At 70.8% G+C, this 23,253-nt stretch carries 24 protein-coding genes; 19 read left to right on the top strand and 5 right to left on the bottom strand.

All coding sequences use genetic code 11. The features are described 5' to 3' along the window. Window positions 1-24: 24 nt before the first annotated feature. The 5 genes from HSO01S_RS03565 to HSO01S_RS03550 all read left to right on the top strand — a co-directional run bounded on the left by HSO01S_RS03565 (window position 25) and on the right by HSO01S_RS03550 (window position 3,925). Window positions 25-1,173, top strand: a complete 1,149-nt coding sequence (locus HSO01S_RS03565; protein ID WP_157078880.1) for an acyltransferase family protein — start codon at window positions 25-27, stop codon at window positions 1,171-1,173. A 143-nt stretch (window positions 1,174-1,316) separates the two neighbouring features. Next, a complete protein-coding gene (locus HSO01S_RS18590; RefSeq protein ID WP_157078879.1) occupies window positions 1,317-1,961 on the top strand; it encodes a hypothetical protein in 645 nt (214 codons plus the stop codon). Continuing rightward, complete coding sequence (locus tag HSO01S_RS03560; protein WP_157078878.1) at window positions 1,961-2,515, top strand: hypothetical protein; 555 nt, start codon at window positions 1,961-1,963, stop codon at window positions 2,513-2,515. The genes HSO01S_RS18590 and HSO01S_RS03560 overlap by 1 nt, the downstream gene beginning before the upstream one ends. Before the next feature lie 133 nt (window positions 2,516-2,648). Next, the gene (locus HSO01S_RS03555; protein ID WP_066039213.1) at window positions 2,649-2,972 is read left to right on the top strand and encodes a hypothetical protein; all 324 of its coding nucleotides are present in this window, start codon (window positions 2,649-2,651) and stop codon (window positions 2,970-2,972) included. A gap of 182 nt (window positions 2,973-3,154) precedes the next feature. After that, on the top strand, window positions 3,155-3,925 hold the full coding sequence (locus HSO01S_RS03550; protein WP_066039212.1) for a dienelactone hydrolase family protein: 771 nt from the start codon (window positions 3,155-3,157) through the stop codon (window positions 3,923-3,925). 11 nt (window positions 3,926-3,936) lie between these two features. On the opposite strand, the gene HSO01S_RS03545 is transcribed toward HSO01S_RS03550, so the two are convergent. Together HSO01S_RS03545 and HSO01S_RS03540 are read right to left on the bottom strand one after the other, a co-directional pair. Beyond that, window positions 3,937-4,407 carry a nuclear transport factor 2 family protein gene (locus tag HSO01S_RS03545; protein WP_066039211.1) on the bottom strand — a complete coding sequence of 157 codons (471 nt, stop codon included), beginning with the start codon at window positions 4,405-4,407 and terminating at the stop codon, window positions 3,937-3,939. 92 nt (window positions 4,408-4,499) lie between these two features. Next, window positions 4,500-5,420: a LysR family transcriptional regulator gene (locus HSO01S_RS03540; RefSeq protein WP_066039210.1), complete on the bottom strand. Its 921-nt coding sequence runs from the start codon at window positions 5,418-5,420 to the stop codon at window positions 4,500-4,502. 90 nt (window positions 5,421-5,510) lie between these two features. Between HSO01S_RS03540 and HSO01S_RS03535 the strand changes: the two genes are divergently transcribed. Further along, on the top strand, window positions 5,511-9,020 hold the full coding sequence (locus HSO01S_RS03535; protein WP_066039209.1) for a bifunctional proline dehydrogenase/L-glutamate gamma-semialdehyde dehydrogenase: 3,510 nt from the start codon (window positions 5,511-5,513) through the stop codon (window positions 9,018-9,020). Window positions 9,021-9,152: 132 nt separating this feature from the next. Beyond that, a complete protein-coding gene (locus HSO01S_RS03530; protein WP_157078877.1) occupies window positions 9,153-9,506 on the top strand; it encodes an avidin-fold protein in 354 nt (117 codons plus the stop codon). A gap of 65 nt (window positions 9,507-9,571) precedes the next feature. Here HSO01S_RS03530 and HSO01S_RS03525 read toward each other — a convergent pair whose 3' ends face one another. After that, on the bottom strand, window positions 9,572-10,156 hold the full coding sequence (locus tag HSO01S_RS03525; RefSeq protein WP_066039208.1) for an Lrp/AsnC family transcriptional regulator: 585 nt from the start codon (window positions 10,154-10,156) through the stop codon (window positions 9,572-9,574). Window positions 10,157-10,281: 125 nt separating this feature from the next. Here HSO01S_RS03525 and HSO01S_RS03520 point away from each other — a divergent pair, with 125 nt between their 5' ends. From HSO01S_RS03520 to HSO01S_RS03495, 6 genes are all read left to right on the top strand, one after another. Further along, window positions 10,282-11,889 carry an ABC transporter substrate-binding protein gene (locus HSO01S_RS03520; RefSeq protein ID WP_084361262.1) on the top strand — a complete coding sequence of 536 codons (1,608 nt, stop codon included), beginning with the start codon at window positions 10,282-10,284 and terminating at the stop codon, window positions 11,887-11,889. Between the two features lie 10 nt (window positions 11,890-11,899). Continuing rightward, complete coding sequence (locus HSO01S_RS03515; RefSeq protein ID WP_066039207.1) at window positions 11,900-12,979, top strand: ABC transporter permease; 1,080 nt, start codon at window positions 11,900-11,902, stop codon at window positions 12,977-12,979. Continuing rightward, window positions 12,976-13,941, top strand: a complete 966-nt coding sequence (locus tag HSO01S_RS03510; protein ID WP_245635877.1) for an ABC transporter permease — start codon at window positions 12,976-12,978, stop codon at window positions 13,939-13,941. The genes HSO01S_RS03515 and HSO01S_RS03510 overlap by 4 nt, the downstream gene beginning before the upstream one ends. 80 nt (window positions 13,942-14,021) lie before the next feature. After that, window positions 14,022-14,801 (top strand): ABC transporter ATP-binding protein, encoded by a 780-nt coding sequence (locus tag HSO01S_RS03505; RefSeq protein ID WP_245635876.1) that lies wholly within the window; start codon window positions 14,022-14,024, stop codon window positions 14,799-14,801. Further along, window positions 14,798-15,694 carry an ATP-binding cassette domain-containing protein gene (locus HSO01S_RS03500; protein ID WP_066039206.1) on the top strand — a complete coding sequence of 299 codons (897 nt, stop codon included), beginning with the start codon at window positions 14,798-14,800 and terminating at the stop codon, window positions 15,692-15,694. Before HSO01S_RS03505 ends, HSO01S_RS03500 begins: the two co-directional genes overlap by 4 nt. After that, entirely contained in the window at window positions 15,691-17,229 is a 1,539-nt protein-coding gene (locus HSO01S_RS03495) for an aminopeptidase P family protein (protein WP_066039205.1), read from the top strand. Before HSO01S_RS03500 ends, HSO01S_RS03495 begins: the two co-directional genes overlap by 4 nt. 4 nt (window positions 17,230-17,233) lie before the next feature. Here HSO01S_RS03495 and HSO01S_RS03490 read toward each other — a convergent pair whose 3' ends face one another. Continuing rightward, the gene (locus HSO01S_RS03490) at window positions 17,234-17,491 is read right to left on the bottom strand and encodes a hypothetical protein (protein ID WP_066039204.1); all 258 of its coding nucleotides are present in this window, start codon (window positions 17,489-17,491) and stop codon (window positions 17,234-17,236) included. A 216-nt stretch (window positions 17,492-17,707) separates the two neighbouring features. Between HSO01S_RS03490 and HSO01S_RS03485 the strand changes: the two genes are divergently transcribed. The 4 genes from HSO01S_RS03485 to HSO01S_RS03470 are packed head-to-tail and all read left to right on the top strand — an operon-like array spanning window position 17,708 to window position 19,526. Further along, window positions 17,708-17,953, top strand: coding sequence for a hypothetical protein (locus tag HSO01S_RS03485; protein WP_066039203.1), 246 nt, complete (start codon window positions 17,708-17,710; stop codon window positions 17,951-17,953). A gap of 30 nt (window positions 17,954-17,983) precedes the next feature. Beyond that, window positions 17,984-18,709: a hypothetical protein gene (locus HSO01S_RS03480; RefSeq protein WP_157078876.1), complete on the top strand. Its 726-nt coding sequence runs from the start codon at window positions 17,984-17,986 to the stop codon at window positions 18,707-18,709. 52 nt (window positions 18,710-18,761) lie between these two features. Continuing rightward, entirely contained in the window at window positions 18,762-19,265 is a 504-nt protein-coding gene (locus tag HSO01S_RS03475; RefSeq protein WP_373280205.1) for a YbaK/EbsC family protein, read from the top strand. 33 nt (window positions 19,266-19,298) lie between these two features. Continuing rightward, window positions 19,299-19,526: an RNA-binding S4 domain-containing protein gene (locus HSO01S_RS03470; RefSeq protein WP_066039200.1), complete on the top strand. Its 228-nt coding sequence runs from the start codon at window positions 19,299-19,301 to the stop codon at window positions 19,524-19,526. A gap of 220 nt (window positions 19,527-19,746) precedes the next feature. On the opposite strand, the gene HSO01S_RS03465 is transcribed toward HSO01S_RS03470, so the two are convergent. Beyond that, the gene (locus tag HSO01S_RS03465; RefSeq protein WP_066039199.1) at window positions 19,747-20,442 is read right to left on the bottom strand and encodes a maleylpyruvate isomerase family mycothiol-dependent enzyme; all 696 of its coding nucleotides are present in this window, start codon (window positions 20,440-20,442) and stop codon (window positions 19,747-19,749) included. Window positions 20,443-21,050: 608 nt separating this feature from the next. On the opposite strand from HSO01S_RS03465, the gene HSO01S_RS03460 reads away from it, so the two are divergent. Together HSO01S_RS03460 and HSO01S_RS03455 are read left to right on the top strand one after the other, a co-directional pair. Next, window positions 21,051-21,437, top strand: a complete 387-nt coding sequence (locus HSO01S_RS03460) for a hypothetical protein (protein WP_066039198.1) — start codon at window positions 21,051-21,053, stop codon at window positions 21,435-21,437. Window positions 21,438-21,575: 138 nt separating this feature from the next. Next, entirely contained in the window at window positions 21,576-23,240 is a 1,665-nt protein-coding gene (locus tag HSO01S_RS03455) for an MFS transporter (protein ID WP_245635875.1), read from the top strand. Window positions 23,241-23,253 lie beyond the last annotated feature (13 nt).

Here is a 23,253-nt window from a genome sequence, read left to right as displayed (position 1 = left end):
CTGATCGGACTCTAGACTTCGGGGGTGGTGTCTGCGTTTGCGTCTGCGCGGGTGGGGGTTCGTGGGGTGGCCGGGGCGCGCATCCAGGGGCTGGACATGCTGCGGGGCGTGGCGATTCTGCTCGTGATGCTGCGGCACTCGTTTCCGGAGGTGTTCGGGGGCGCGGGGATCGTGGGCGTCGTGATGTTCTTCGCGTTGAGCGGGTATCTGATCACGGCGATTCTGCATCGGGACATCGTGGAGCGCGGGAGGGTGAGCTACGGGCGGTTCTATCGGAATCGTGCGCTGCGGCTGTTTCCGGCGCTCGTGTTCGTCGTGGCCGGGATCGTGGTGGCGACGCTGGTGTTCGATCCGCTGGGGGATCGAGGCGTGCTGGGTCGCACGGTTCTCGTCGCGCTGAGCTACACGGGCAATCTGCCGTTCGATCACGGGGGAGGGGCGATCGGGCATCTGTGGACGCTCGCGACCGAGGAGCAGTTCTATCTGGTCTGGCCGCTGCTGCTCGTGCTGGGGGTGCGGTGGCGGAGGCTCCGGGTCGTCGTTGCGCTGGCGGGGGTGGCGATCATGGCCGCGTGCGTCGTGACGCTGGTGGTGGCCGCGCCGTCGTACTGGCTCGTGTACACGTACCCGGCGTCGTGGGCGGTGGCGATGGTGATCGGGGCCGCGGGGTTCTTGGGGCGGGATCGGGTGGCGCGGGTGCTGCCGCGTGCGGGCTCCGGTGCTTCTTCGCCGGCGGCGCTGGGGGTGGGCGTCCTTGCGGTCGCGGTGCTGCTCATCCTGTCGTTCGTGCCCGAGCTCAAGAACTTCGCGCTCGCGTATGTCGTGGCGGGGCCGGTGATCGCGGTGGTCACGGTGGTGCTGATCAATTACGTGCGGCACTGGCGGGTGCTGCCGAGCGCGGCGCTTCGGCCGCTGCTGTGGCTCGGGGTGATCTCGTACGCGGCGTACCTCTGGAACTTCCCGATCTCGCTGTGGCTGCTGGGGGCGGGGTATTGGGTGCACGCGATCGGGACGATCGTGCTGACGGTCGTGGCGGCGGGGGTGAGTCTCGTGGTGGTGGAGCGGCCGTTCCAGCGCCTGAAGGCGCGGCTCGAGGCTCGGGCGCGGCAGTCTGAGGTCGGGGCGGTCGTGGACGAGCTCTCGTCGCCTTCGTCCTCGTCCTCGTCTGCCTAAAGAAGCGTCGGCTGCGGAGCATGATCGCCAGGATCGGAAAGCGCGCACTGGGCGTGGCATCCGTTGATGTTGATTAATGTTCAGGTTAGGAGCAAGCTCGTAGATGTGCCCCAAATGGGGGCCTTCGATTTGTGGAGGCGATCATGAACGGACGGAAATCGCTAGCCGTGGCGGCAATCGCGGCAGCGGCACTCTGGATTCTTCCGATTGATTCTGCATCGGCGGGTGCAGTGGCATCAGATCCGGCAGTTGAAAAAGGGAATGGCCAGGCCGGGCTCTACTTCGCCGGCTTCAACGTCGAGCGGGCTGCGCTCTATGGATACGACGTCCGTACCGACGATGAGGGGTGGCAGTATGCGGTGCCGACCGGGACTCCTCCAGGGAGCCTCGAAGGCGCTACCCCCAGGTTCAATCCGGGGTCCGGCGAGATGGAAGCGGCACCGGGTGCGACCACCGACAACAAGGTCAACGGTGACTGCGGCAGTGCTGAACTAACTCTTTACGACAACACCACGGGCTATACGGCGTATCACTTGAACGGGTTACTCGGTCCAGCTATCAGCCACTCCTGGGGAGTCTCGCTCGAATCGAGCATCGACATGGGCAACGTTCCGTTGAATGGTTTCCCTCCGATTCCAGGCTTGAGCCTCGACTGGGGGACCGACTTCTCCCACTCCATCCAGGCGGTCCAGAAGACCATGCTGCGCGGCATCGCGGGCGGAACGGTGGAGACCGTCCTCGGCTCGTGCTTTGCCGGTAATCCATTCGATGAGATCGTCTACTCGTGATGGACATCGAGGTTCTCGAGCGGGTTGCAGGGGAGCGGCGGAACCACGGGAGGGCGCGGGCGTTTGGGGTACCGGTGCTGCGCTCGGTGCATCCGGATGCGTTTCTGGTGGGGTACTCCGTCACGGGAGGGCGAGAGGGGAGCGACCGGGCTGCGGTCGCCGTCGATCGGGTGATCGAGGCGAACCATGTGTCGCGGGCCAGCCTCGTGACTGAGGCGCCGGTGGCGTTCACGGTGCGGTCGTGGAAGTTCTTCTATGACCTCGACAACGAGCTCGTGTCGCATGCGGTCGATCACGTGATGAACGCGCATCCGGGGCCCGTGCCCGGGCGGTGGAGTCGGGGCGACCGGGAAGAGTTGCGGGCCGAGATTCGGGAGGCCGCGAGGGGGACGGTGTCGATCGAGGTCGACGGGGTGGGTGTCGAGGGAGTCGGCTACTCGCTCAGGGGGTCGATGTTCGTGACGGCCCGGGTCGGAAGCGGCGGCACGGTGGTGTCGATCGCCGCGCCGGAGGAGTTCGTGACGGGCGGGTTCTCGAGCATCGTTCCGGGGTGACGGGCGCTGCTTCTCCGCGCCACCGGTTACCCGGCGCATCCTCGTCAGGCGTAGTGGGCTCGCCTAGGCTCGGGGGATGAGTGCGGGGGTGGGTGGGACGAGGGGCGGCTCGACGAGGGCAACCCGGGTTAGGGTGGTCGTTTTTGTCGCGGGGGTCGCCGGTTGGGTGCTCGGGATGCTGCTCGTGGCGCAGCTCGCGCTCACGGCGATGAAGCCGACCTGTTATCAGGAAGGGCCGTTCGTCCCCGGGGCGGTCGCGCCCGAGAGCTCGGCGGGGGTGTCGGAAGCGCTGAGCCTCGCGCCTATTGGTCGGGTGTGCTCGTGGGTCGTGAGCGAGGCCGGAGTTGTCGTCACGGTGCAGTCCGGCTCGTGGGCGACGACCGGGTTGGCGTACGGCCTGGTTGGTGGGGGATTCGCGGCGCTGGTCGCTCTCGGGTTCACGAAGCGGGCGGAATGACTCGGGGGGCTCTCGCGGGGGCCGCGGCGCGTTGGTACTGTGAGGCGTCCGTGCAGGAGATCGAGGAGGTGGCACCCGTGAACGAATTGACGATGGTGCTCCCCTCGGGAGTCACGGTCGGGCGATAGGTCGAGGTCGCCCGGGAGCGCCGCATTGCTGCAGCACTTCCGAAAGGCACGACCATGCACCTCACTTCTGAACGACTTCTCGACGGCGACGGCGACGGGTACGGCCACGGCGACGTCAGCGAGCGCGAGTTCACCCTCGGCGACTTCTCCGGCATCCTGTGGGCGCCGGCGACCGCATCCTCGTCGGCACCCGTTCCGCTCATCCTGCTGGGCCAGCCCGGCGGGTTCGGGATGCGGCGGATGTACCCCCGGCTGCTCGCCCGGGCGCAGAGCGCCGCGGCGCTCGGCATCGCCACGGTCTGCATCGAGCCGCCCGGGGCCGGCGATCGTACCCCGCTGCCCGGTGCCGAGCAGTCCCGAGCAGACCTTCGCCGTGCGCTCGATGCGGACGAGCAGCCCACGGCTGACGTCATCGATCGACTGATCCTGCCCCTCGTCGATCGGGCAGTGCCCGAGTGGCAGATCACTCTCGACGAGGTGCTCGACCTTGGCGAGATCGGCGGCAGGGTCGGATTCTCGGGCGGGGTGATCGCGATCGGCACGCGCCTCGCCGCGATCGACCCCCGCATCACGGCAGCCGGGCTCTTCGCCGGCAGCTATGTCCCGCGCCAGACGCTGGACGAGGCGCGGCGGGTGACCATCCCGCTGCACGTCCTGCTCCAGTGGGACGACGAAGGCAACGACCGGGCCATGGCTCTCGAGCTCTTCGACGCCTTCGGGTCGACCGAGAAGACGCTCTCGGCCAACCTGGGCGGCCACACGGGCATCCCGGTCTTCGCGGGTGAGGAGGCGATGCGCTTCTTCGCGCGCCATCTCGGCGGGTGAGGGGCTGGCGGTCAGGGGCGGCCGAGGGTGGCGGCCATGCTGCCGAAGCCGGAGCCGCCCTTCCAGACGTTCGTGTTGACGAGGCGCGCGATCCGCAGCCCCGCGGGGGACCGCACGAGTGACGCCGTGATCACCGCGCCCGCGACGAAGAAGTCGTCGGGGCCGCTGATCACGCCGTTCGCGTTCTCTGCCCAGAGGTGCATCGCCACCAGGTTCGCGCGCACCGACAGGCCGTCGCCTTCCGGCTCGACGTCGTGACCCGTGAGGAGGTGCTGCGTGGCGGCGAAGCGGGCGAAGCTCACCCGGTGGCTCTCGACGATCTCGGTGGGGCCAGTCATCGACGTCCCGTTGGGCCGCAGGACGACCCCGTCGTCGGCGAACACCTCCGCGAACCGGTGCACCTCGAACGACCTCTCGTCGAGCAGTCTGAAGTACCGGTTGAGCACCTGAACGGCTTCCGCAGCCAACCCCGCGTCGATCATCACCACACCCTAGCCGAGCACCCGCGGCCCCTCCCGAGCGCGGTGGCGGTCGGCCGGGCGGCCCCGGCAGGCGACGGTTCAGTGGGCCCGGTTCAGCCGGGGAGCGCCGAGCCCGCTCGCCAGGCGGCAGCCGACTCCGCCAGAGCCGACCGCACCGCCGCGATCGCCGGCGAGCCCGACGCCGAGGCTCGGTGGGCCGTGAAGATCGTGCGGCGGGGCGCACCCGGCGGCACGACCAAGCGGCACGTTGTCGGTCGGCCCGCCCAGACGAGCTCGGGCATGAACGCCACGGCGTTGCCCGTCTCGATCAGCCTGATCTGCGTCTGCAGGTCGGCCGTCTCGTAGCGCACGTCGGGCTCGAACCCCGCGGTACGGCAGAGCTGCTCGGCGAAGTGGCGGCTCGCGGTGCCGCGCGGCTCCATCACCCAGGGCATGCTGCGTGCGTCCGTGAATCCGGCGAGCGGATGCGGGCTCTCCCGTTCACCCGGAAGCGCCAGCTCGATCGCATCGCTGGTGAGGTCGTGCCGCTCGAGACCGCCCAACCAGGGCGCCGAGTGCGCCGGGTACTCCTCGCCCACGACCAGGTCGAACTCCCGCGCCCAGGTGTCGTGCAGTGCCTGACCGGGCTCCTGCTGCGCCATCTCGATGCGCACGGCCGGATGCTCGTCGGTCATCGCGCGCAGCGCCGCCGGCATGAGGGTGAGCGCCGCCGACTGGAACACCGCCACCCGCACGGTTCCGCTCACCGTGCTCAGCGAGGCCTGCAGCGCCACGTCGGCGCGCTCGAGGGTGTCGAGGAGTTCGGCGGCCGACGCCACGAGCACCTCGGCCTGCGGTGTGAGCTGCACCCGGCGGCCGACCTTGCGGAGCAGCTCGACCCCCGTCTCGCGCTCCAGCGCGGTCAGCTGCTGCGACACCGCCGAGGGACTGAAGCTGAGCGCCTCGGCGACGGATGCGATGGTGCCGCGGATGGCCAGCTCGCGTAAGAGGACGAGTTTTCGCACATCGAGCATCCGCTCTTCTCCATTCGTCAGTTCGCCTTAGCAGTATGCGTCACAAAGCGTTGCTTTTGCTGAGGTGTCACGTGGGCTGACGATGGGCGTATGACGGATCTGACCCACCTCGCGCCCCTCGACTCCGGCACCCCCGACGACGCCGGACTGGCCGACGAGGTCGTCGCCCTGGTGCGCCGCTGGCTGACCGAGGCTGCGAAGCACGAGGCCGACGCCTCGGCCACCCGCCTGGCCGGCGTGCTCGCCGACCCGAAGGGCCTCGACTTCACGGTCGGCTTCGTCGACGGCGTGGTGCGCCCCGAAGACCTCAAGGTCGCCGCGGCGACTCTCGCGCGGATCGCGCCCGACGTCCCCGCCTTCCTGCCGCTTCCGCTGCGCGCCGCGGTGCGACTCGGCGGCGTGATGGCCCCCGTTCTGCCGGGTGTGGTGGTGCCGATCGCGCGGCGCGTGCTGCGGCAGATGGTCGGGCACCTGGTCATCGACGCCACCGACCGCAAGCTCGGTCCCGCGATCGCGAAGATCCGTCGGCCGGGCACCCGCCTCAACGTCAACCTCCTCGGCGAGGCCGTGCTCGGCGAGCAGGAGGCGGGCCGCCGCCTCGGCGGAACCGTGCGCCTGCTCGGCCGCGACGACGTCGACTACGTCTCGATCAAGGTCTCGTCGACCGTGGCCCCGCACGCGCCCTGGGCGTTCGACGACTCGGTGGCCGACGTGGTGGCGAAGCTGATCCCGCTGTTCACCGCGGCGATCAAGCCGACCCTCAGCGGCAAGCCCGCCAAGTTCATCAACCTCGACATGGAGGAGTACAAAGACCTCGACCTGACGCTCGCGGTCTTCATGCGCATCCTCGACCGGCCCGAGTTCCACCGGCTCGAGGCCGGCATCGTGCTGCAGGCCTACCTGCCCGACGCCCTCGGCGCCATGATGCGCCTGCAGACCTGGGCCGCCGAGCGCCGGGCCTCCGGAGGTGCCGGGGTTAAGGTGCGCCTGGTGAAGGGCGCCAACCTGCCGATGGAGCAGGTCGAGGCCTCGCTGCACGGCTGGCCGCTGGCCACCTGGGGCACGAAGCAGGATTCGGACACGAACTACAAGCGCGTGCTCGACTACGCCCTGCACCCCGACCGCATCGGCAACGTGCGGCTCGGCGTCGCCGGCCACAACCTCTTCGACCTCGCCTACGCCTGGATCGTCGCCGGCCGCCGCGGCGTGCGCGACGGGCTCGAGTTCGAGATGCTGCTCGGCATGGCGCAGGGCCAGGCCGAGGCGGTCAAGCGCGAGGTGGGGTCGCTGCTGCTCTACACGCCCGTGGTCTCGCCGAAGGAGTTCGACGTGGCGATCGCGTACCTGATCCGCCGGCTCGAGGAGGGCGCGTCGCAGGACAACTTCATGTCGGCCGTGTTCGAGCTGAACGACCGGCCCGAGCTGTTCGAGCGCGAGAAGAACCGGTTCCTGGCGTCGCTGGCCGCACTCGACCGTGCCGTTCCGCCGGCCCACCGGGTGGCCGACCGCTTCGCCGCCGTGCCGCACTCCGAGCCCGGGCGGTTCGAGAACACGCCCGACACCGACCCGTCGGTGGAGTCCAACCGCACGTGGGCCGCCGGCATCCTCGAGCGCGTGCCCACCTCGACCCTCGGCGAGGCCGCGGTGCGCGCCGCCGCGGTGCGCGACGAGGCCGAGCTCGAGGCCCTGATGGCCGACACCATCGAGGCCGGACGCGCGTGGGCCGAGCGGGGAGCCGCCGAGCGCGGCGCCATCCTGCACCGCGCCGGCGACGCCCTCGAGGCACGCCGGGCCCAGCTGATCGAGGTGATGGCCGCCGAAGCCGGCAAGACCGTCGACCAGGCCGATCCCGAGGTCTCGGAGGCGGTCGACTTCGCCCACTACTACGCCGAGCGCGGGCTCGAGCTCGAGGCCGTCGACGGTGCGCGGTTCGTGCCCGCCGGGCTCACGCTCGTCACGCCGCCGTGGAACTTCCCGGTCGCCATCCCCGCAGGCTCGGCCCTCGCGGCGCTCGCCGCCGGCTCGGCCGTCGTGTTCAAGCCCGCCGGCCTCACCGCCCGCAGCGGAGCCCTGGTCGCCGAGGCGCTCTGGCAGGCCGGGGTGCCCACCGACGTGCTGCGGCTCGTCGACGTCGACGAGGAGTCGCTCGGCCGCCAGCTCGTGTCGCACCCCGCGGTCGAGCGCGTCATCCTCACCGGGGCGTTCGAGACGGCCGAGCTGTTCCGCTCCTTCCGACCCGACCTGCCGCTGCTGGCCGAGACGAGCGGCAAGAACGCCGTGATCGTCACCCCTTCGGCCGACCTCGACCTCGCCGTGAAAGACGTCGTGGCCTCGGCCTTCGGCCACGCGGGCCAGAAGTGCTCGGCCGCGTCGCTCGTGGTGCTCGTGGGTTCGGTGGCGTCGTCGCCGCGGTTCCGGTCGCAGCTGATGGATGCGATCGGATCGCTCACGGTCGGCTACCCCGACCAGGCCTCGACGCGCATGGGGCCGCTGATCGAGGCGCCCGGGCCGAAGCTCCGCGAGGGGCTGACGACCCTCGGCGCCGGTGAGCGGTGGCTGATCGAGCCGAAGCCGCTCGACGCGAGCGATCGGCTCTGGAGCCCGGGCCTCCGCGACCACGTGGCCCGCGGTTCGACCTTCCACCGCACCGAGTACTTCGGCCCGGTGCTCGGCATCATGACCGCCGACACCCTCGAGGAGGCGATCGCGATCGTCAACGAGGTCGACTACGGCCTCACCTCGGGCCTGCACGCCCTCGACCGCGGCGAGATCTCGACCTGGCTCGAGACCATCGAGGCCGGCAACCTCTACGTCAACCGTGGCATCACGGGCGCGATCGTCGAGCGCCAGCCCTTCGGCGGGTGGAAGAAGTCCTCCGTCGGCGCCGGCGCGAAGGCCGGCGGACCGAACTACCTCGTGAACCTCGGCTCGTGGCGGCCGGCCGTGTCGCAGCAGGTGAGGACGGATGCGCTGCAGCCCGCGGTCGCCGCGTTACTCAGAGCGGCCGCCGGTTCGCCCCTGGTCGGGGATGACGAGCATCTGTCGCTCGCTCGAGCCGTGCAGAGCGATGCCCGGGCGTGGAGCGAGCGGTTCGGCGTGGCCGAGGACGTGTCGCAGGTCGCGGCCGAGCACAACGTGTTCCGCTACCGGCCGTTCGACGGGGTGGTCGTGCGCGCGGGGGTGTCGGCGGTGCCGGCCGACCTCGTGCGGGTCGTCGCCGCGGCGCTCCGAAGCGGGGCGGCCGCCGAGGTGAGCGTGGCCACGGCGGAGCTCGCCGAGCTGCTCGCCGGGGTTCCGCTCCCGGTGCGGGTGCAGACGCCGCCGGAGTGGCGGGCGGCGCTCGCGCAGGAGCCGGCGGCGCGCATCCGTCTCGTCGTGGGCTCGGGTGCGGCTACATCCCCCTCGACCGAGTCGCCCGAGGCCACCGAGATCGTGGCGGCGACCGATGGGCGCCCCGACGTCGCAGTGTGGAGCGGCCCGGTCACCGAGGCCGGCCGGCTCGAGCTGCTCCCGTTCCTGCGCGAGCAGGCGGTCTCGATCACGGCGCACCGCTTCGGCACCCCGGATCGCGCTCTCGCGGGCCTCGTCCGGGCGCTCTGAGAAGGGCAACTCATCCACGCAAGGGCCGGGATAGGAACGATTCGTCCAATTCCAGCCCCTCGCGAGACGAATTGCTCGACGTATTGTCGCCTCGTGCCGGACAGGTGATGAAGTGCTGCATACTCATCGACTGTGACTGAAACCCTGCGCTCCGCTCCCACCCTCGACGGACGCGAGTTCGTCATGACCTCCTCGACCAACAGCGCGGTGGATCCGGAGTCGCCCTCGCGCTTCCGCTACTCCGAACGCGACGGCGTGATCTGGGGCGACTACGAGGGCGACACGGTCACCTTCGGGCGCTTCGTCGGCACGCGCGAGGGCGACCTGCTCGCGGTCACCTTCGTGCACGTGATGCTCGCCGACGGCAGCGTCGTGGGTGGTACCGGAGCGAGCCGGGTCGAGGTCGACGGCGAGGGGCGCGTGCGTCTGGTCGAGGACTTCGAGATCGACGGCGTCGACCACGTGAGCATCTGCGTCGAGGTCTGACCGGCCCGCGTCGGTGCCCGGTCCGACGGCTGCGTCGAGGGCTGCCGGCCGCGCGTTAGCGCGGCTCAGCGCACCGAGTCGCGCCCGTTGCCCGCGGTCGTGAACCGCGTCATCCCGAGCCGGTTCGTCGATCCCGAGCGGTCGGGGATGTCCGAGGGCAGCAGATAGGCCTTCCGCACCACCTCGTCGAGCACCACCACCGACACCACCGACTTCACCTCGGGCCGCGCGGCCACCACACCCGTGACGAAGTCGTGCACCCCGCCGATGTCGAGCGAGCGCACCAGCAGCATGGCGTCGTGCTCGCCGGTGGTGATGCAGCAGTACTCGACATCCGGCATCTGCAGGATGCCCTCGCGGAAGCGGTGCCACGACTGCGGATGCACGGTCACGAAGACCAGTGCGCACACGTCGAGCCCCACCTTGCCGGGGTCGACCTGGGCCGAGAAGCCGGTGATCACCCCGGCCGCGGTGAGCTGCTCGACGCGGTTGTAGACGCTCGCACGAGAGACGTTCACACGCTCCGCGAGGGCCGACATCGAGATGCGGCCGTTCTCACGAAGAATGCCGAGGATGCGCAGATTCACCTCGTCCAGACCCGCTGCGCTTTGTCCAGCGGGCGGGGTCGCCGCCTGATCGATGATCGACATTTCCGACCCCTTCTGTGGATGGGACTGCAATTCGTCCACGATAGCGGCTCCGTGAAAAAGTACTGCGCGGAATTGTGCCAAAGTACCCCCACACCGTCCAGAAGAACCCTTCCCAGGAGGCCGCCATGGTTTTCCGCTCCACACGCACAGCCCGCACCGCGCGCTCCCGATCGACCCGGATCGCGGTCGCGGCCGCAGCGGTCTCGCTCACGCTCCTCGTCGCCGGCTGCTCCTCAGGCCGCACCGACACCGCCGACGGCGGAACCAAGACGCTCACGATCAACAAGGCGTTCGACCTCAAGACGGCCGACCCGGGCCGGATGTACGAGCCCACCGGCCAGCTGGTCGACAAGGCGCTCTACGAGACCCTCCTCACCTTCGAGGGCGGCGACGTCTCGAAGGTCGTCGACGGGCTCGCCAGCCTCGAGCAGTCCGATGACGCGATGACCTTCACGCTCACCCTGACCGGCGACCACAAGTTCTCCGACGGCACGGCGATGACCGCCGACGACGTCGTCTTCTCGCTGCAGCGCGTGATCGGCCTGAAGGGCAACCCCTCCTTCCTCCTCGACGGCGTGACCGTGACGAAGAAGGATGACAAGACCGTCGTACTCACCACCGCGACGCCCACCCCCGCGCTGCCGGCGATCCTCGCGAACCCGGCCCTGGGCATCCTGAACTCCAAGGTCGTGAAGGAGAACGGCGGCACCACCGACGAGACCGACACCGCCGAGAAGTTCCTCAACACGACCTCGGCCGGCTCGGGCCCGTACGTGCTCGACACGCTCGACCTCGCCTCGCAGGTCGTGCTCAAGGCGAACGGCAACTACGACGGCACCGCTCCCGGCTACGGCCGCGTGGTCATCCAGAACGTCGAGGGCGCGACCCAGAAGATCAACGTCGAGGGCGGCAGCGCCGACGTGGCGCTCGACCTCTCGGGCACCCAGGCCGCAGCGCTCGGCGACTCGGTCGCGGTCACCAGCGACCCGTCGGCGAACGTCATCTTCCTGCTGCTCAACCAGAACCCGAGCGTCTCGGCCGTGACGAGCAACCCTGACTTCGTCAAGGCCGTCAAGGAGGCCGTCGACTACGACGACCTCGTCTCGATCGCCGGTACCGGCACCGCGCAGGCCGCGGGCGTCGTGCCCAGCATGCTGCTCGGCGCCCTGCCCGAGAGCGACAAGCTGACGCAGGATCTCGACGCCGCCAAGGCCGACCTCGCGAAGAGCGGGTACGCCGGCGAGTCGGTGACGCTCAACTTCCCGAGCGACATCAGCCTGAACGGGATCGACTTCCCGACCATCGCGCAGCGCATCCAGTCGCAGCTGAAGGATGTCGGCATCACCGTCGAGCTCGCCCCGGCGCCGGTCGCCACCGAGCTCGACGCCTACCGCAACGGCACCGAGACGATGGGCCTGTGGTACTGGGGCCCGGACTACCCGGACCCGAGCGACTACCTGGTGTTCACCCCCGGCAACGTGGTGGGTCTCCGCTCCGGCTGGGCCGAGGGCGCGAACCCCGCGATCTCGTCCCTCGCCGACGCAGCGGCCGCCGGCGGCAGCGACGACGAGCGTCAGAGCCGCTTCGAAGACCTGCAGAAGGCGCTGAACACCGACGGCCCGTTCATCCCGCTGCTGCAGCCCGGCAACAACATCGCGGCGGCGAAGGACGTGACCGGCATCGTGTACAACGCGGTCTGGACCATCGACATCGCGGCCCTCTCCGCCAAGTAGCGAGAGCCTCGTGACCTCGAGCACCACGGCCGTCCGGCCCCCGCGCACGCGTGGGGGCCGGACGGCCCATCCCTTTCTCCGCTACGCCCTGCGCCGCGTGCTCACCTCGCTGCTGCTGGTCGTGGGCGTGACCCTGGTCACCTTCGTGCTGACCAACCTCGTGCCGGGCGACCCGGTGGCCGCGGCCCTCGGGCAGCGCGCCGCCGAGGATCCGGCGATCGTCGCCCAGTTCCGGGCGACCTACGGGCTCGACCAGCCGCTGGTCGTGCAGTACTTCACCTACCTCGGCAACCTGCTGCACGGAGACCTCGGGGTCTCGACCACCACGCACAACCCGGTGGTCGACGACCTGGCCAAGGCGCTGCCGGCCACGCTCGAGATCGCCCTCGGAGCCATCGTGCTCAGCGTGATCATCGGCGTCGTGCTCGGCACGATCGCGGCGTACCGGCGGGGCAAGGCCTCCGACCACGTGCTGCGGGTCGTCTCGCTCGCGGGGCTCAGCGTGCCCACCTTCTGGCTGGCGCTGGTGCTCTACTACGTCTTCTACTTCCAACTGCACATCGCACCCGGCTCCGGCCGGCTGAGCAGCGACTTCAGCACGCCGCCGCACGTCACCGGGCTCACCACGGTGGATGCGCTGCTGGCCGGCCAGCTCGACACCTTCCTCGATGCGGCATCGCACCTCTTCCTCCCCGTGCTCGTGCTCACCCTCTACACGGTGGGATTGCTCACGCGGTTCGTGCGCACCGCGGTGCTCGAGATCCTCGACCAGGACTACGTGCGCGCGGCCCGGGCCAAGGGCCTGCCCACCCGCACCGTCATCTGGTCGTACGTGCTGCGCGGCGCGAGCATCCCCATCCTCACCGTCGTGGGCCTCGCCTTCGGCAGCCTGCTGAGCGGCACGGTGCTGGTCGAGGCGATCTTCGCCTGGCCCGGCATCGGCTCGTACGCCTACCAGGCCGCGTCGCACCTCGACCTGCCCGGCATCATGGGCGTCGGCCTCCTGATCGGCGTGATGTACCTGCTGGTGAACCTGATCGTCGACCTGCTCTACGGCGTGCTCGACCCGAGAGTGAGGCTGGCCTCGTGAGCGAACCGCGTCTGCCCTTCGCCGACCCCCGCGACGGGGCTCCGGCCGGCCCGCGCGACGGCGTGCGCCCCGGCATGCTCGACCCGATCGAGGCGGCCGCGCCGCGGTGGCGGCGACCCCGCCTGCGACTCGGCCGGTGGTCGGCGCCCCTCGGCATCCTCGGTGCGGCGGTGGCCGTGCTGTGGATCCTGATCGCCCTGTTCGCCCCCGTGATCGCGCCGCACGACCCGCTCGCGCAGGACCTGCCGATCCTCCAGCCGCCCGGCGAGGGCACGCTGATGGGCACGGATGCGCTCGGCCGGGACGTGTTCTCCCGCGTGCTCTGGGGCGCCCAGGTCACCATCCCGCTCGCGCTGCTGCTCGTGGTGCTCTCGGTGCTGATCGGCGCGATCGTCGGCTCGGTGGCCGGGTTCTTCGGCCGCGCGGTCGACGAGGTGGCCATGCGCGTCACCGACCTGGTGATGGCGTTCCCCACGGTCATCCTGGCCATGGTGATCGCGGCGGCACTCGGGGCCTCGCTGGTCAACGCGGTGCTCGCGGCGCTGATCGTGTCGTGGCCGTCGTACGCCCGGCTCACCCGCGGGCTCGTGCTCGGGCTGCGGTCGTCGAACTACGTGGTGTCGGGGCAGCTGCTCGGCTTCTCGGCGTTCCGGTCGCTGGGGCGCGACATCGCGCCGAACATCGTCGGGCCGGTTCTGGTGCTCGCGAGCCTGGACATCGGCACGGCCATCCTGCTGCTGTCGGGCCTGTCGTTCCTCGGGCTCGGGGCCAAGCCGCCGACCGCGGAATGGGGATCGATGGTGTCGGATGCGATCAAGAACTTCGACGCGTGGTGGATCGGGGTGTTCCCGGGGCTCGCCATTCTCACGGTCGTGATCGCGTTCAACTTCGTCGGGGACGCGTTGCGGGATGCGCTCGACCCGAAGTCGGCGACGATCAAGGGCGGGGGGACGACGCTGTGAGTGGTTCTGCTTCTGCTTCTGCGTCTGCGCCTGCTCTCACCATCGAGGGGCTGCGTATTGCTACCCGCACGCACACCATCGTGGGCGGGATCGACCTCGCGTTGTCGCGGGGCGGGATCCACGGGCTCGCGGGCGAATCGGGCTCGGGCAAGACGATGACGGCCCTGGCCGTGCTGGGGCTGCTGCCCGGCGGGATGACCGCGAGCGGAAGCATCCGGCTGGCCGACACCGAGGGGCCGGGCGCTGGCTCGGACTCTGGCTTCACCGAGCTCGTCGGCGCCCCGCGGGGCGTGCTGCAGGGCGTGCGCGGGCGGCGGGTGGCGATGGTGTTCCAGGATCCGTCGACGAGCCTGCACCCGCAGCTCCCGGTGGGCCGGCAGCTCACCGACCACATGCGGCACCACCTCGGACTCGGCAAGCCCGAAGCCCGGGCGAAGGCCGAGGCGCTGCTCGACCGGGTGCGGGTTCCGGATGCACGGGGTGCGCTCTCGAAGTACCCGCACCAGTTCTCGGGCGGGCAGCGGCAGCGCATCGCGATCGCGGTGGCGCTGGCCTGCGATCCGACCGTGCTGCTGGCCGACGAGCCCACCACCGCCTTGGACGTGACCGTGCAGGCGGGAGTGCTGCAGCTGCTGCGCGAGCTGGCCGACGGGGGTGACCTGAGCATCCTGCTGGTGACGCACGACCTCGGCGTGATGAGCGCCGTGGCCGACGAGGTCACCGTGATGCGGCAGGGGCTCGTGGTGGAGTCGGCGCCGCGGCAGCAGCTGTTCACCGCGCCCCGCGACGAGTACACGCGGTCGCTGCTGGCGGCGCTGCCGGGGTCGAGTTTCGAGCAGGCAGGGGAGGACGCACGATGAGCGAGCGAATCGCAGCGGAGCGGGACGGAGCGGTGCCGTCGGGCGGGCGCCCCGTACTCGAGGCCGAGGGCATCGTGGTGGAGTACGGTCGCCGGCCGGCACTCCGGGCGGTCGACGGCGTGGGCTTCACCGTCGCCGCCGGCGAGGTGGTGGCTCTGGTGGGTGAGAGTGGCTGCGGCAAGTCGAGCCTCGCCCGCGCGATCGTCGGCATCGAGAAGCGCAAGGCCGGAACCGTGCGGCTGAAGGGCGACGACGTGCCCACGCTCGGGCTACGCCGTCGTTCGTCGGCGATGACGGGGATGCAGATGGTCTTCCAGGATCCGAATTCGTCGCTCAACCCCCGCCGACGCATCGGCGACCAGATCGGCGACGGCGTGCGGGCGGCCCTCGCGCGCGGCGACCGGGGATCCGATCCCGCCGACTGGCTGCGCCGGGTGGGGCTCGACCCGGCGATGGTGAGCCGGTTCCCGCATGAGTTCTCGGGCGGGCAGAAGCAGCGCATCGCCATCGCGCGGGCGCTCGCGGCGCGACCCGGGATGCTCGTTGCCGACGAGCCGATCTCGGCGCTCGACGCCTCGACCCAGACGAGTGTGGCGGCGCTGATGCGCTCGCTCAGCGTCGAGGCCGGTGCGGGCATGCTGTTCATCTCGCACGACCTCTCGGTGGTGCGGCGCATCGCCGACCGCGTGCTCGTGATGTACCAGGGCCGGGTCGTGGAGTCGGGCGTCACGGAGACCGTGTGGCAGAACCCGCTGCATCCGTATACCCGCGCCTTGCTGGCGGCCATCCCGTTGCCCGACGGTGCCGGGCGGCTGCCGCTCGCCCCGGCCGAGGCCGACCGGCTGGCCTGGCTCGACGAGGTGCCGGCCGCGCTCGAGCGGACCACGGCATGAGCGGGCACGACGGGGTGGGCGGGCACGGGCATCCGCATGCTCACGCGGGCTCTGCCTCTGTCTCGGCCTCGGCGTCGGCCTCGTCCGACAGCATCCCGTGGCTGATGCCGCGCGCCGTCAACCGCTCGGCGCTGCCGGGCGACGGCACCTTCATGACCGCCGGCTGGGCCGATCCGCCGCCGGTGCTCGACCCCTCCAACCCCGTGCTTGCCTACACGGCCGAGCGCCGGGCGCGGCTCGCGCAGGCGCTGCCCGCCGAGCTGCTGATCATCCCGGCCGGGCTGCCCCGGGTGCGGTCGAACGACAGCGACCACACTTTCCGGCCCGGAACCGACCACGTCTGGCTCACCGGCAACCAGGTCGCCGAGAGCGTGCTGGTGGTCGACACCACGGGGGGCGAGGCCGGGTCGATCCTGTACCTCCGCGGTCCGTCCGGCCGGAGCGGCGACGAGTTCTGGCAGGACGACGCGCTCGGCGACCTCTGGGTGGGCGCCCGCCCCACGCTGCAGGAGACCCAGGACGCGCTCGGCATCGAGACGCGGCCGCTCACCGACTTCCGCCGCGACTTCGAGCGCGCCGCGCGACGGGCCCGGCGCATCCGCGTGCTGCCCGCTCTCGACGAGACGGTCGACGAGCTGGTGCGCCAGGTGGTCGGCCCCGCGTTCGCGCCGCACTTCGCGCTCAAGTCGACCCTCGACGAACTGCGGCTGATCAAGAACGACTGGGAGATCGACCAGCTGCAGCTCGCGGTCGACGCGACGGCCCGCGGCTTCGACGACTGCCTGACCGAGTGGGATGCGGCCCGGGCCAGCGCGCGCGGCGAACGCTACATCGAGGGCACCTTCGCCCGCCGATCGCGCATCGAGGGTGAGGGGCCGGCCTACGGCTCGATCGTCGCGGCGGGCAGCCACGCGACGACCCTGCACTGGACCCGCAACACCGGCGACCTGCCCGACGGTGCGCTCGTGCTGATGGACATGGGGGTCGAGTTGCCGTCGCTCTACTCGGCCGACATCACCCGCACGGTGCCGGTGAACGGCACCTTCACCCCGCTGCAGCGCGACGTCTACGCGATCGTGCTGCGCGCGCAGCAGGCCGGCATCGACACGCTGCGGGCGGGGGTGCGCTTCCAGGACTACCAGGATGCGTGCGGCCGCTCGCTCACCGAGGGGCTGATCGAGCTCGGGCTCATCCGGTCGTCGCTCGACGAGGCGATGGCTCCGGATGCGCTGCACCACCGCCGGTGGAGCATCTCGCGGGCGGGTCACATGCTCGGCATGGACGTGCACGACTGCAACCACGCGCCGCGGGAGACGTACCTGGGCGGCACCCTCGCCGCGGGGCACACTCTGACGGTGGAGCCGGGACTGTACTTCCAGGTGAACGACCTGACCGTTCCGGCGGAGCTGCGGGGGCTCGGCATCCGCATCGAGGACGACCTCGTGGTGACGGAGACCTCGTCGATCAACCTCTCGGCGGCGATGCCGCGCACGGCGGACGGGGTCGAGGAGTGGATGGGGGCGCTGGGGCGCTGACGTCTCAGTCGTCGCGGGTGGCTGCGGCTGCGGCCCGGGCGTCGGCGGGGGAGAAGCCGCTCGACTCGAGGCGGGCGACGAGGTGCGCCTCGGCTCGGGCGTCGGCGTCGCGGCGCGACTCCGCGCGGGAGGTGCTGCGGGTGGCGCGGCGGGACTGGAGGGCGAGGGTGATCAGGCGGTAGGAGAGGAGCGCGATCAGGGTCGCCAGGGCGATGCCGACGAGGATGAGGATGGCGAATCCGAACTGGCTGACGAGCTCCATCGTGGGGCCTCCGTCCTGCTTCAGGCTGACGTGACGGCAACGATAGCCGACGTCGGCGGCGGGCGGGAGAGGCGGGGTGGAGAGGCTGGGCGGGGGCTGCGAGGGTGGCCATGGGGTGGGCCACACGCGTAGCGTTGGGGCATGAGTGAAACAACGGAGACCACTCGAGCACGACGTCGCCTGCGCATGCTGGGCGAGGTTCGTACGATTTTCGCCATGGTGATCGGTGCCGCGGCCTGCCTTGTCGTGATCGGGGTGATCGCGTTGGTGGCCGGCCGGGGAGACCCGATTCCGAGCGTGATCGCGCCCATCCTCGTGATCATCGGGGTGGTGGGCGACCTGCTCACGCGGCGACGCGCGGCGCAGGCGGCCGAGGATCTGGAGCTGGCGATTCGCAACTCGGTGCGGGAGGAGTTGGCGGGTTCCGCATCCGTCACCGCCGCATCCGGTGTTCAGCGATAGAGCGGTGACCGGGGGATGGGTCGCGCTCGGATGAGGTTCGTCGGGTTCGTGCCCCAGGATGCGCCTGACCCTCGCGTGGAGCAGGCCGAGCGGCTGGCGGCGATGCCGGTCGCGGTGGTCGGGCTGGTGCCGCAGGCGTCGCTCGAGGAGTCGCCGCTGCTGAACTCGCAGTCGTCGTCGGGCAGTGACGGCACGACGCAGATGTCGGTGAGCGTCAACTACACGCTGTGGCGGAACCCGGCCGATCGCTCGGATCCGGTCAATCTGGCCGAGATCGACGAGGCTCTGTTGCAGACGATCGACGATGCGAAGCGGGAGGCGCTCGGCGCCCCGTCGCCGCATCCGCGGCCCGCGTGGATGCTGGAGCAGATCGAGCAGATGCGGTATCCGTCGATCTGGGAGGCGGTGCGGACGGATTGGCATCGCGAGCCGTCAGAGCTGTCGGAGCCGCGTCGGCTCCTGGTCGAGCATGCGAACTATGTGCTGATGAATCGGTTCCGGAGGGAGCTGGGGCTGGGCGACATCACGACCGACCGGTTCCAGGAGCGGCTGACCGTGCGCGCGGTGAATGAGCGCGGGCCGGTGCTGCTCGACGGGGCGGAGGTGCCGGCGATCGAGATCGACACGGATCCGTTCGTGTACGCGGTGGGGTTCGAGCTGGCGCAGGGTGTGATGGTGACCGCGGTCATCCCGCGCGACGACCTCGAGTACGTGACGCTGGAGTTCGCGACGCGGGGGCCGGACGTGTTCGGGTGAGTGGGGTTCGGGTGGGGTTGCTTCGGCGGGGAGCTTCGTGAGCGGTGAGGAGATCGCAGTGACGGATGAACGGGAGCTGCCCGAGCGCAGCCGGATCGTGCAGCAGGTCGTGGCCGAGGCCGGGATCGACTCGCGGGTGCGCGAGCTACCCGACTCCACGCGCACCGCCGCCGAGGCGGCCGCCGCTCTCGGGTGCGAGGTGGGTGCGATCGCGAGCAGTCTGCTCTTCATCGCCGACGGCGAGCCGCTGCTGGTGATGACCAGCGGTGCGCACCGGGTCGACACGGAGATCCTGGCCGGCCAGGTCGGCGCGGACGCGGTGGGGATGGCGACCGCGAAGCAGGTGCGCGAGGTGACGGGGCAGGCCATCGGCGGGGTGGCTCCGGTGGGGCATCCTGCGCCGATCCGCACGGTGGTCGACGAGGCGCTCGCCGGGTACGAGACGGTCTGGGCCGCGGCGGGGACGCCGCACACCGTGATGCCGTTGACCTTCGATCAGCTCGTCGCGCTGACCGGTGGGCGACAGGTGAGGGTCGCGGCGCCGGCGGTGGGATAGGGCCAGGACCAGTCGGTCGGCTAGCCTTTCGGCATGGCTGAGGCGAGTGGTGTGGAGGACGTGTCGATCGGTGGGGAGGGCATCCGGCTGGGGCAGTTCCTGAAGTTCGCGGGGATGCTCGACTCGGGCGGAAACGTCAAGGAGGCCATCGCCGACGGCGACGTATTCGTGAACGGTGCGGTCGAGTTGCGGCGGGGGCGGCAGTTGCAGGTCGGCGACCTGGTGCGGTTCGAGGGGCGTAGCGCGCGCGTGTGCCCGTGAGCTGACCGGGGTGGTGGGGCTCTGGTGGTGCCTACGTTCGTGGTTTTGCGGCAAGGTGACCAGTAACGTCCGGAATTTCGAGGAGTGGTGCCCTATATGGGGTCGCTCCTCGAAATTCGGGACGTTACTAGTCACGAGGACCGCGCGGGCTGGGTCTGCTCCCGGGGCGGTCTCGTGCGTGAGGATGCCGGGGTGACCGCTAGCCGCTGGACGCTGGACGCTAGCCGCTCGCTGCGAGGTGCTCCGCGAAGGCCTGCGCGCCAGGGCCCTCGAACTCGGCCTCGTCGACGGGGCGTCCGGAGACGGCCAAGAGGAGAGTGAGTGCCGGCGCGCGGACGGCGGCTTCGGGAGTGCGTGACTTGTGGGTCGACCCGGGCGCGCGGTGGGTCGAGGGGAGTGCGGTCGCGGGGGCATCGGTGGGAATGAGGCGGAACCCGGCCGCGCGCTGGCGGCCTCCTCCCATCGCAACCGAAGTCTTCAGCTGATACGCGAGCGCCGGCAGCACGTGGGGGAGCGGATAGTCGCGGTGCAGGCCGAGGGGGCGGCGGATGTCCTCGCCGTGCACGACCGCCTCGACCAGGCGGGTCGCTCGAGCCGCGGGCGGGGTCGCGGTGGCGGGCACGATCCGGTCGAAGGCGGCCAGCGTCTCGGCGGGAGACGAACGGCGCTCACGGGAGACGCCCACCTCGTTGTCGCGGTCGAAGTCGAAGCGTGCGGCGAGCATCCGCCGGGCGAAGCCCAACCGGGTCGTCGTCGCCGAGTCGATGAGGTGGGCGACGACGTCGTGGATGTCCCAGCCCGAGCAGAGCGACGCATCCGCCCAGCGCGCGGGGTCGACCTGCGCCAGGTCGGCGCTCAGGGCGCGGCGCTCGTCGTGCACGGCGGCCCAGGTGTCGGCCCATTCGCGAGAACCCATGAGGCAACGTAACCACAGGCGAGGTACTGGGCGGAATGCTTGTGGGTTGGGAGGGTCGGCCCGAGTAACTTCCGAAATAGCGAGGAGTGGTGCCGTATAGGGGGTCACTCCTCGAAATTCGGGAAGTTACACGGCACCTCGAGGCGACGCGGGTGCGCCTGAGCCGGTTCTGCTGGGCGAGGACGCCGGGGTGACCGGAGTAACCCTGCGAATTTCGAGGAGTGGCGGCGTATATGGGGTCGGTCGTCGAAATTTGCAGAGTTACTCCGTGCCCTCATACGGGCGGTCGGTCCGGTGCCGAACGCGAAGGGTGGCTGGATCGAGGACTCGTTGCGATTGAACGCTCATGCGGTCGAGACCAGGCGGCGCGAGCGACACGTGTCGCCTAGGCTGGCGCCATGATACAGGGCAGGCGCGCTGGAGCCGTAGGAGCCCTGCTGGGGGCGGTGGTCTTTCTGAGTGCGTGCACCCTGTCTTCTGCGCCGTCCGCCGATCCCGGAGTCGCAAGTACGAGCGAAAGCTCCGGCACCGCCTCCGCCCCTTCGGCTGAAGCGGCCCCGGAGGCCGCGCCCGCGCCGACGCCGGCGCCCCTCGCGGCCGGGACCGAGGTGGGCTCGGCGACCTTCACGGCCCGACCGGGTTCAGAGGCGTCGGGCTCGTTCACCGTCGTCGTCGGGGCGGAGGCAGGCCAGTTCGACCTCGTCCCGCAGGGCTTCGCCGGGCCGGCCGACAGCGAGCTCACGCTGCTGCCGTACGTGATCGACGACGGCCAGACCTGCGCCGACACCGGGTTCCGATTTTCGTTCGGATCGCTCGAGACGCTCGGGACGGCCCCGCTGCCAATCCCGTCGGATCTCACCCAGGGCGACCCGAGCGTTTTCGGCTCGGCGGTGCTGACGGTCTACTCGGATGCGGACCGCGAGCAGAACGACTGCCTCGCGACCGTGGTCGCCGCGGCGCCCATCCAGTGGATGCCCGGCCTGGTGCCAAGCTGAAGCCAGCGCCTGTCAACGGGCAGGCACGAGGCGAAGCCGACCTACGAAGGTGACACTACTGGGGCCCGTCTGCCGCCGGCCCGCTGACGTTACTGTGAAGGCCATATGTCTGCCCCGACGAAAGCCCCCAGCAGCTCCGTGTCCGCTTGGGCGCCGATGGCGATCACCGCGTTCCGTGTGCTCTGGTTCGCCCAGCTCGGCAGTAACATCGGCAGCTGGATGCAGACGGTCGGCGCCCAGTGGTACCTCGTCGAGGCGGCCGCCGGCGCGACGGTGATCGCGCTCGTGCAGACCGCGAGCCTCGCACCGGCCATGCTCTTCTCGCTGCCCGCCGGCGTTCTCGCCGACTCGCTCGACCGGCGGCGGCTGCTGATAGTCGGATCGGTCGTCAGCGGCGTGGTCGCCGCGGTGCTCACCGTGATCGCGGCGCTCGGCGGGCTCACCCCGCTCACCCTCCTCGGCTTCACGTTCCTTCTCGGCGTCACCTCCACGCTCACCTCGCCGGCCTGGCAGGCGATCCAGCCCGAGCTCGTGCCGCGGGACCAGATCGGTGCGTCGTCGGCGCTCGGCGGCATCACGGTGAACGGCGCCCGCGCCGTAGGCCCCGCGCTCGCTGGCGTGGTGCTCTCCTTCGCGGGGGCGCCGGTGGTCTTCGCCGTCAACGCGCTCACCTTCGCCGGCGCCGCCGTCGCGCTGTGGTGGTGGAAGCGGCCGCCCCAGGCCGGTCTCGACGATCGGGAGCCGTTCGGCGCGGCGATGCGAGCGGGTGTGCGGTACGTGGCATCCGCTCGTCTGGTGCGGCGCATCCTGTTGCGGTCTGCCCTGTTCGCGCTGCCGGCTAGTGCGCTGTGGGCGCTGCTGCCGGTCACGGCCACGCGGCTCGGACTCGATTCGAGCGGGTACGGGCTGCTGCTCGGGGCGCTCGGGCTGGGCGCCGTGCTCGGGATCTTCGCGCTGCCCATCGCGCGCAAGCGGGTCTCGGACAACCTCGTCATCGCCGTGAGCGCCCTGCTCTTCGCGGGCGGGACGGTGGCGGCCGCGTTCGTGCCCTTCGTGCCGGCGCTGGTGCTGCTCGTGCTCGCCGGGCTCGCCTGGATCGGCACCCTCACCGTGCTGAACGCGGCCCTGCAGCTGACGCTGCCGCAGTGGGTGCGGTCGCGCGGGGCGTCGGTGTACATCCTCGTGTTCATGGGCACGATGGCGGTCGGGTCGTTCGGCTGGGGCCTCGTCGCCCAGCTGCTCGGAACGCCGGCCGCCCTGACCGTGGCCGCGGTGATGCTCGTGCTCGTCGCGGCGAGCGTGCGTGTGCTGCCGCTGCTCGCCGGCACCGGAACGATCGACCGCACGATCTCGACCACCTGGGCCACGCCGACGCTCGTGTTCGAACCCGGGCCCACCGACGGGCCGGTGCTCGTGCAGATCGCGTACACCGTGCATCCGGACAAGGCGGATGCGTTCACCCAAGCGATGCGGCTGGTCGAGGGGTCGCGGCGGCGCACCGGCGGTTCGCGGTGGCGGCTGTACCGCAGCGGCGAGGTCGACGACCAGATGCTGGAGTCGTTCGTGGTTCCGTCGTGGGGCGAGTACCGGCGGCAGCAGACCGAGCGGCTCACCGGGCGCGACCGGCAGATGCGGGATGCGGCGCTCGCCGCGGTCGACGGCCCGCCCCTCGAGCGCCACTACTTCCCGCTGCCGCCGCCTGCGGCAGCGCCGCACTCGCGCGCCACGCCGTCGGCCGCGCCGCCGGCCACTCCGCCGGCTGTGCCCCCGGCCACTCCGCCGGCCGCGCCGCCCGAGTCTTGACGACCTGAACGCC

It is taken from the genome of Herbiconiux solani NBRC 106740, assembly GCF_001571005.1.
Classification (GTDB): Bacteria; Actinomycetota; Actinomycetes; order Actinomycetales; family Microbacteriaceae; genus Herbiconiux; species Herbiconiux solani.
This window is presented reverse-complemented; position numbering and strand designations above follow the sequence as displayed.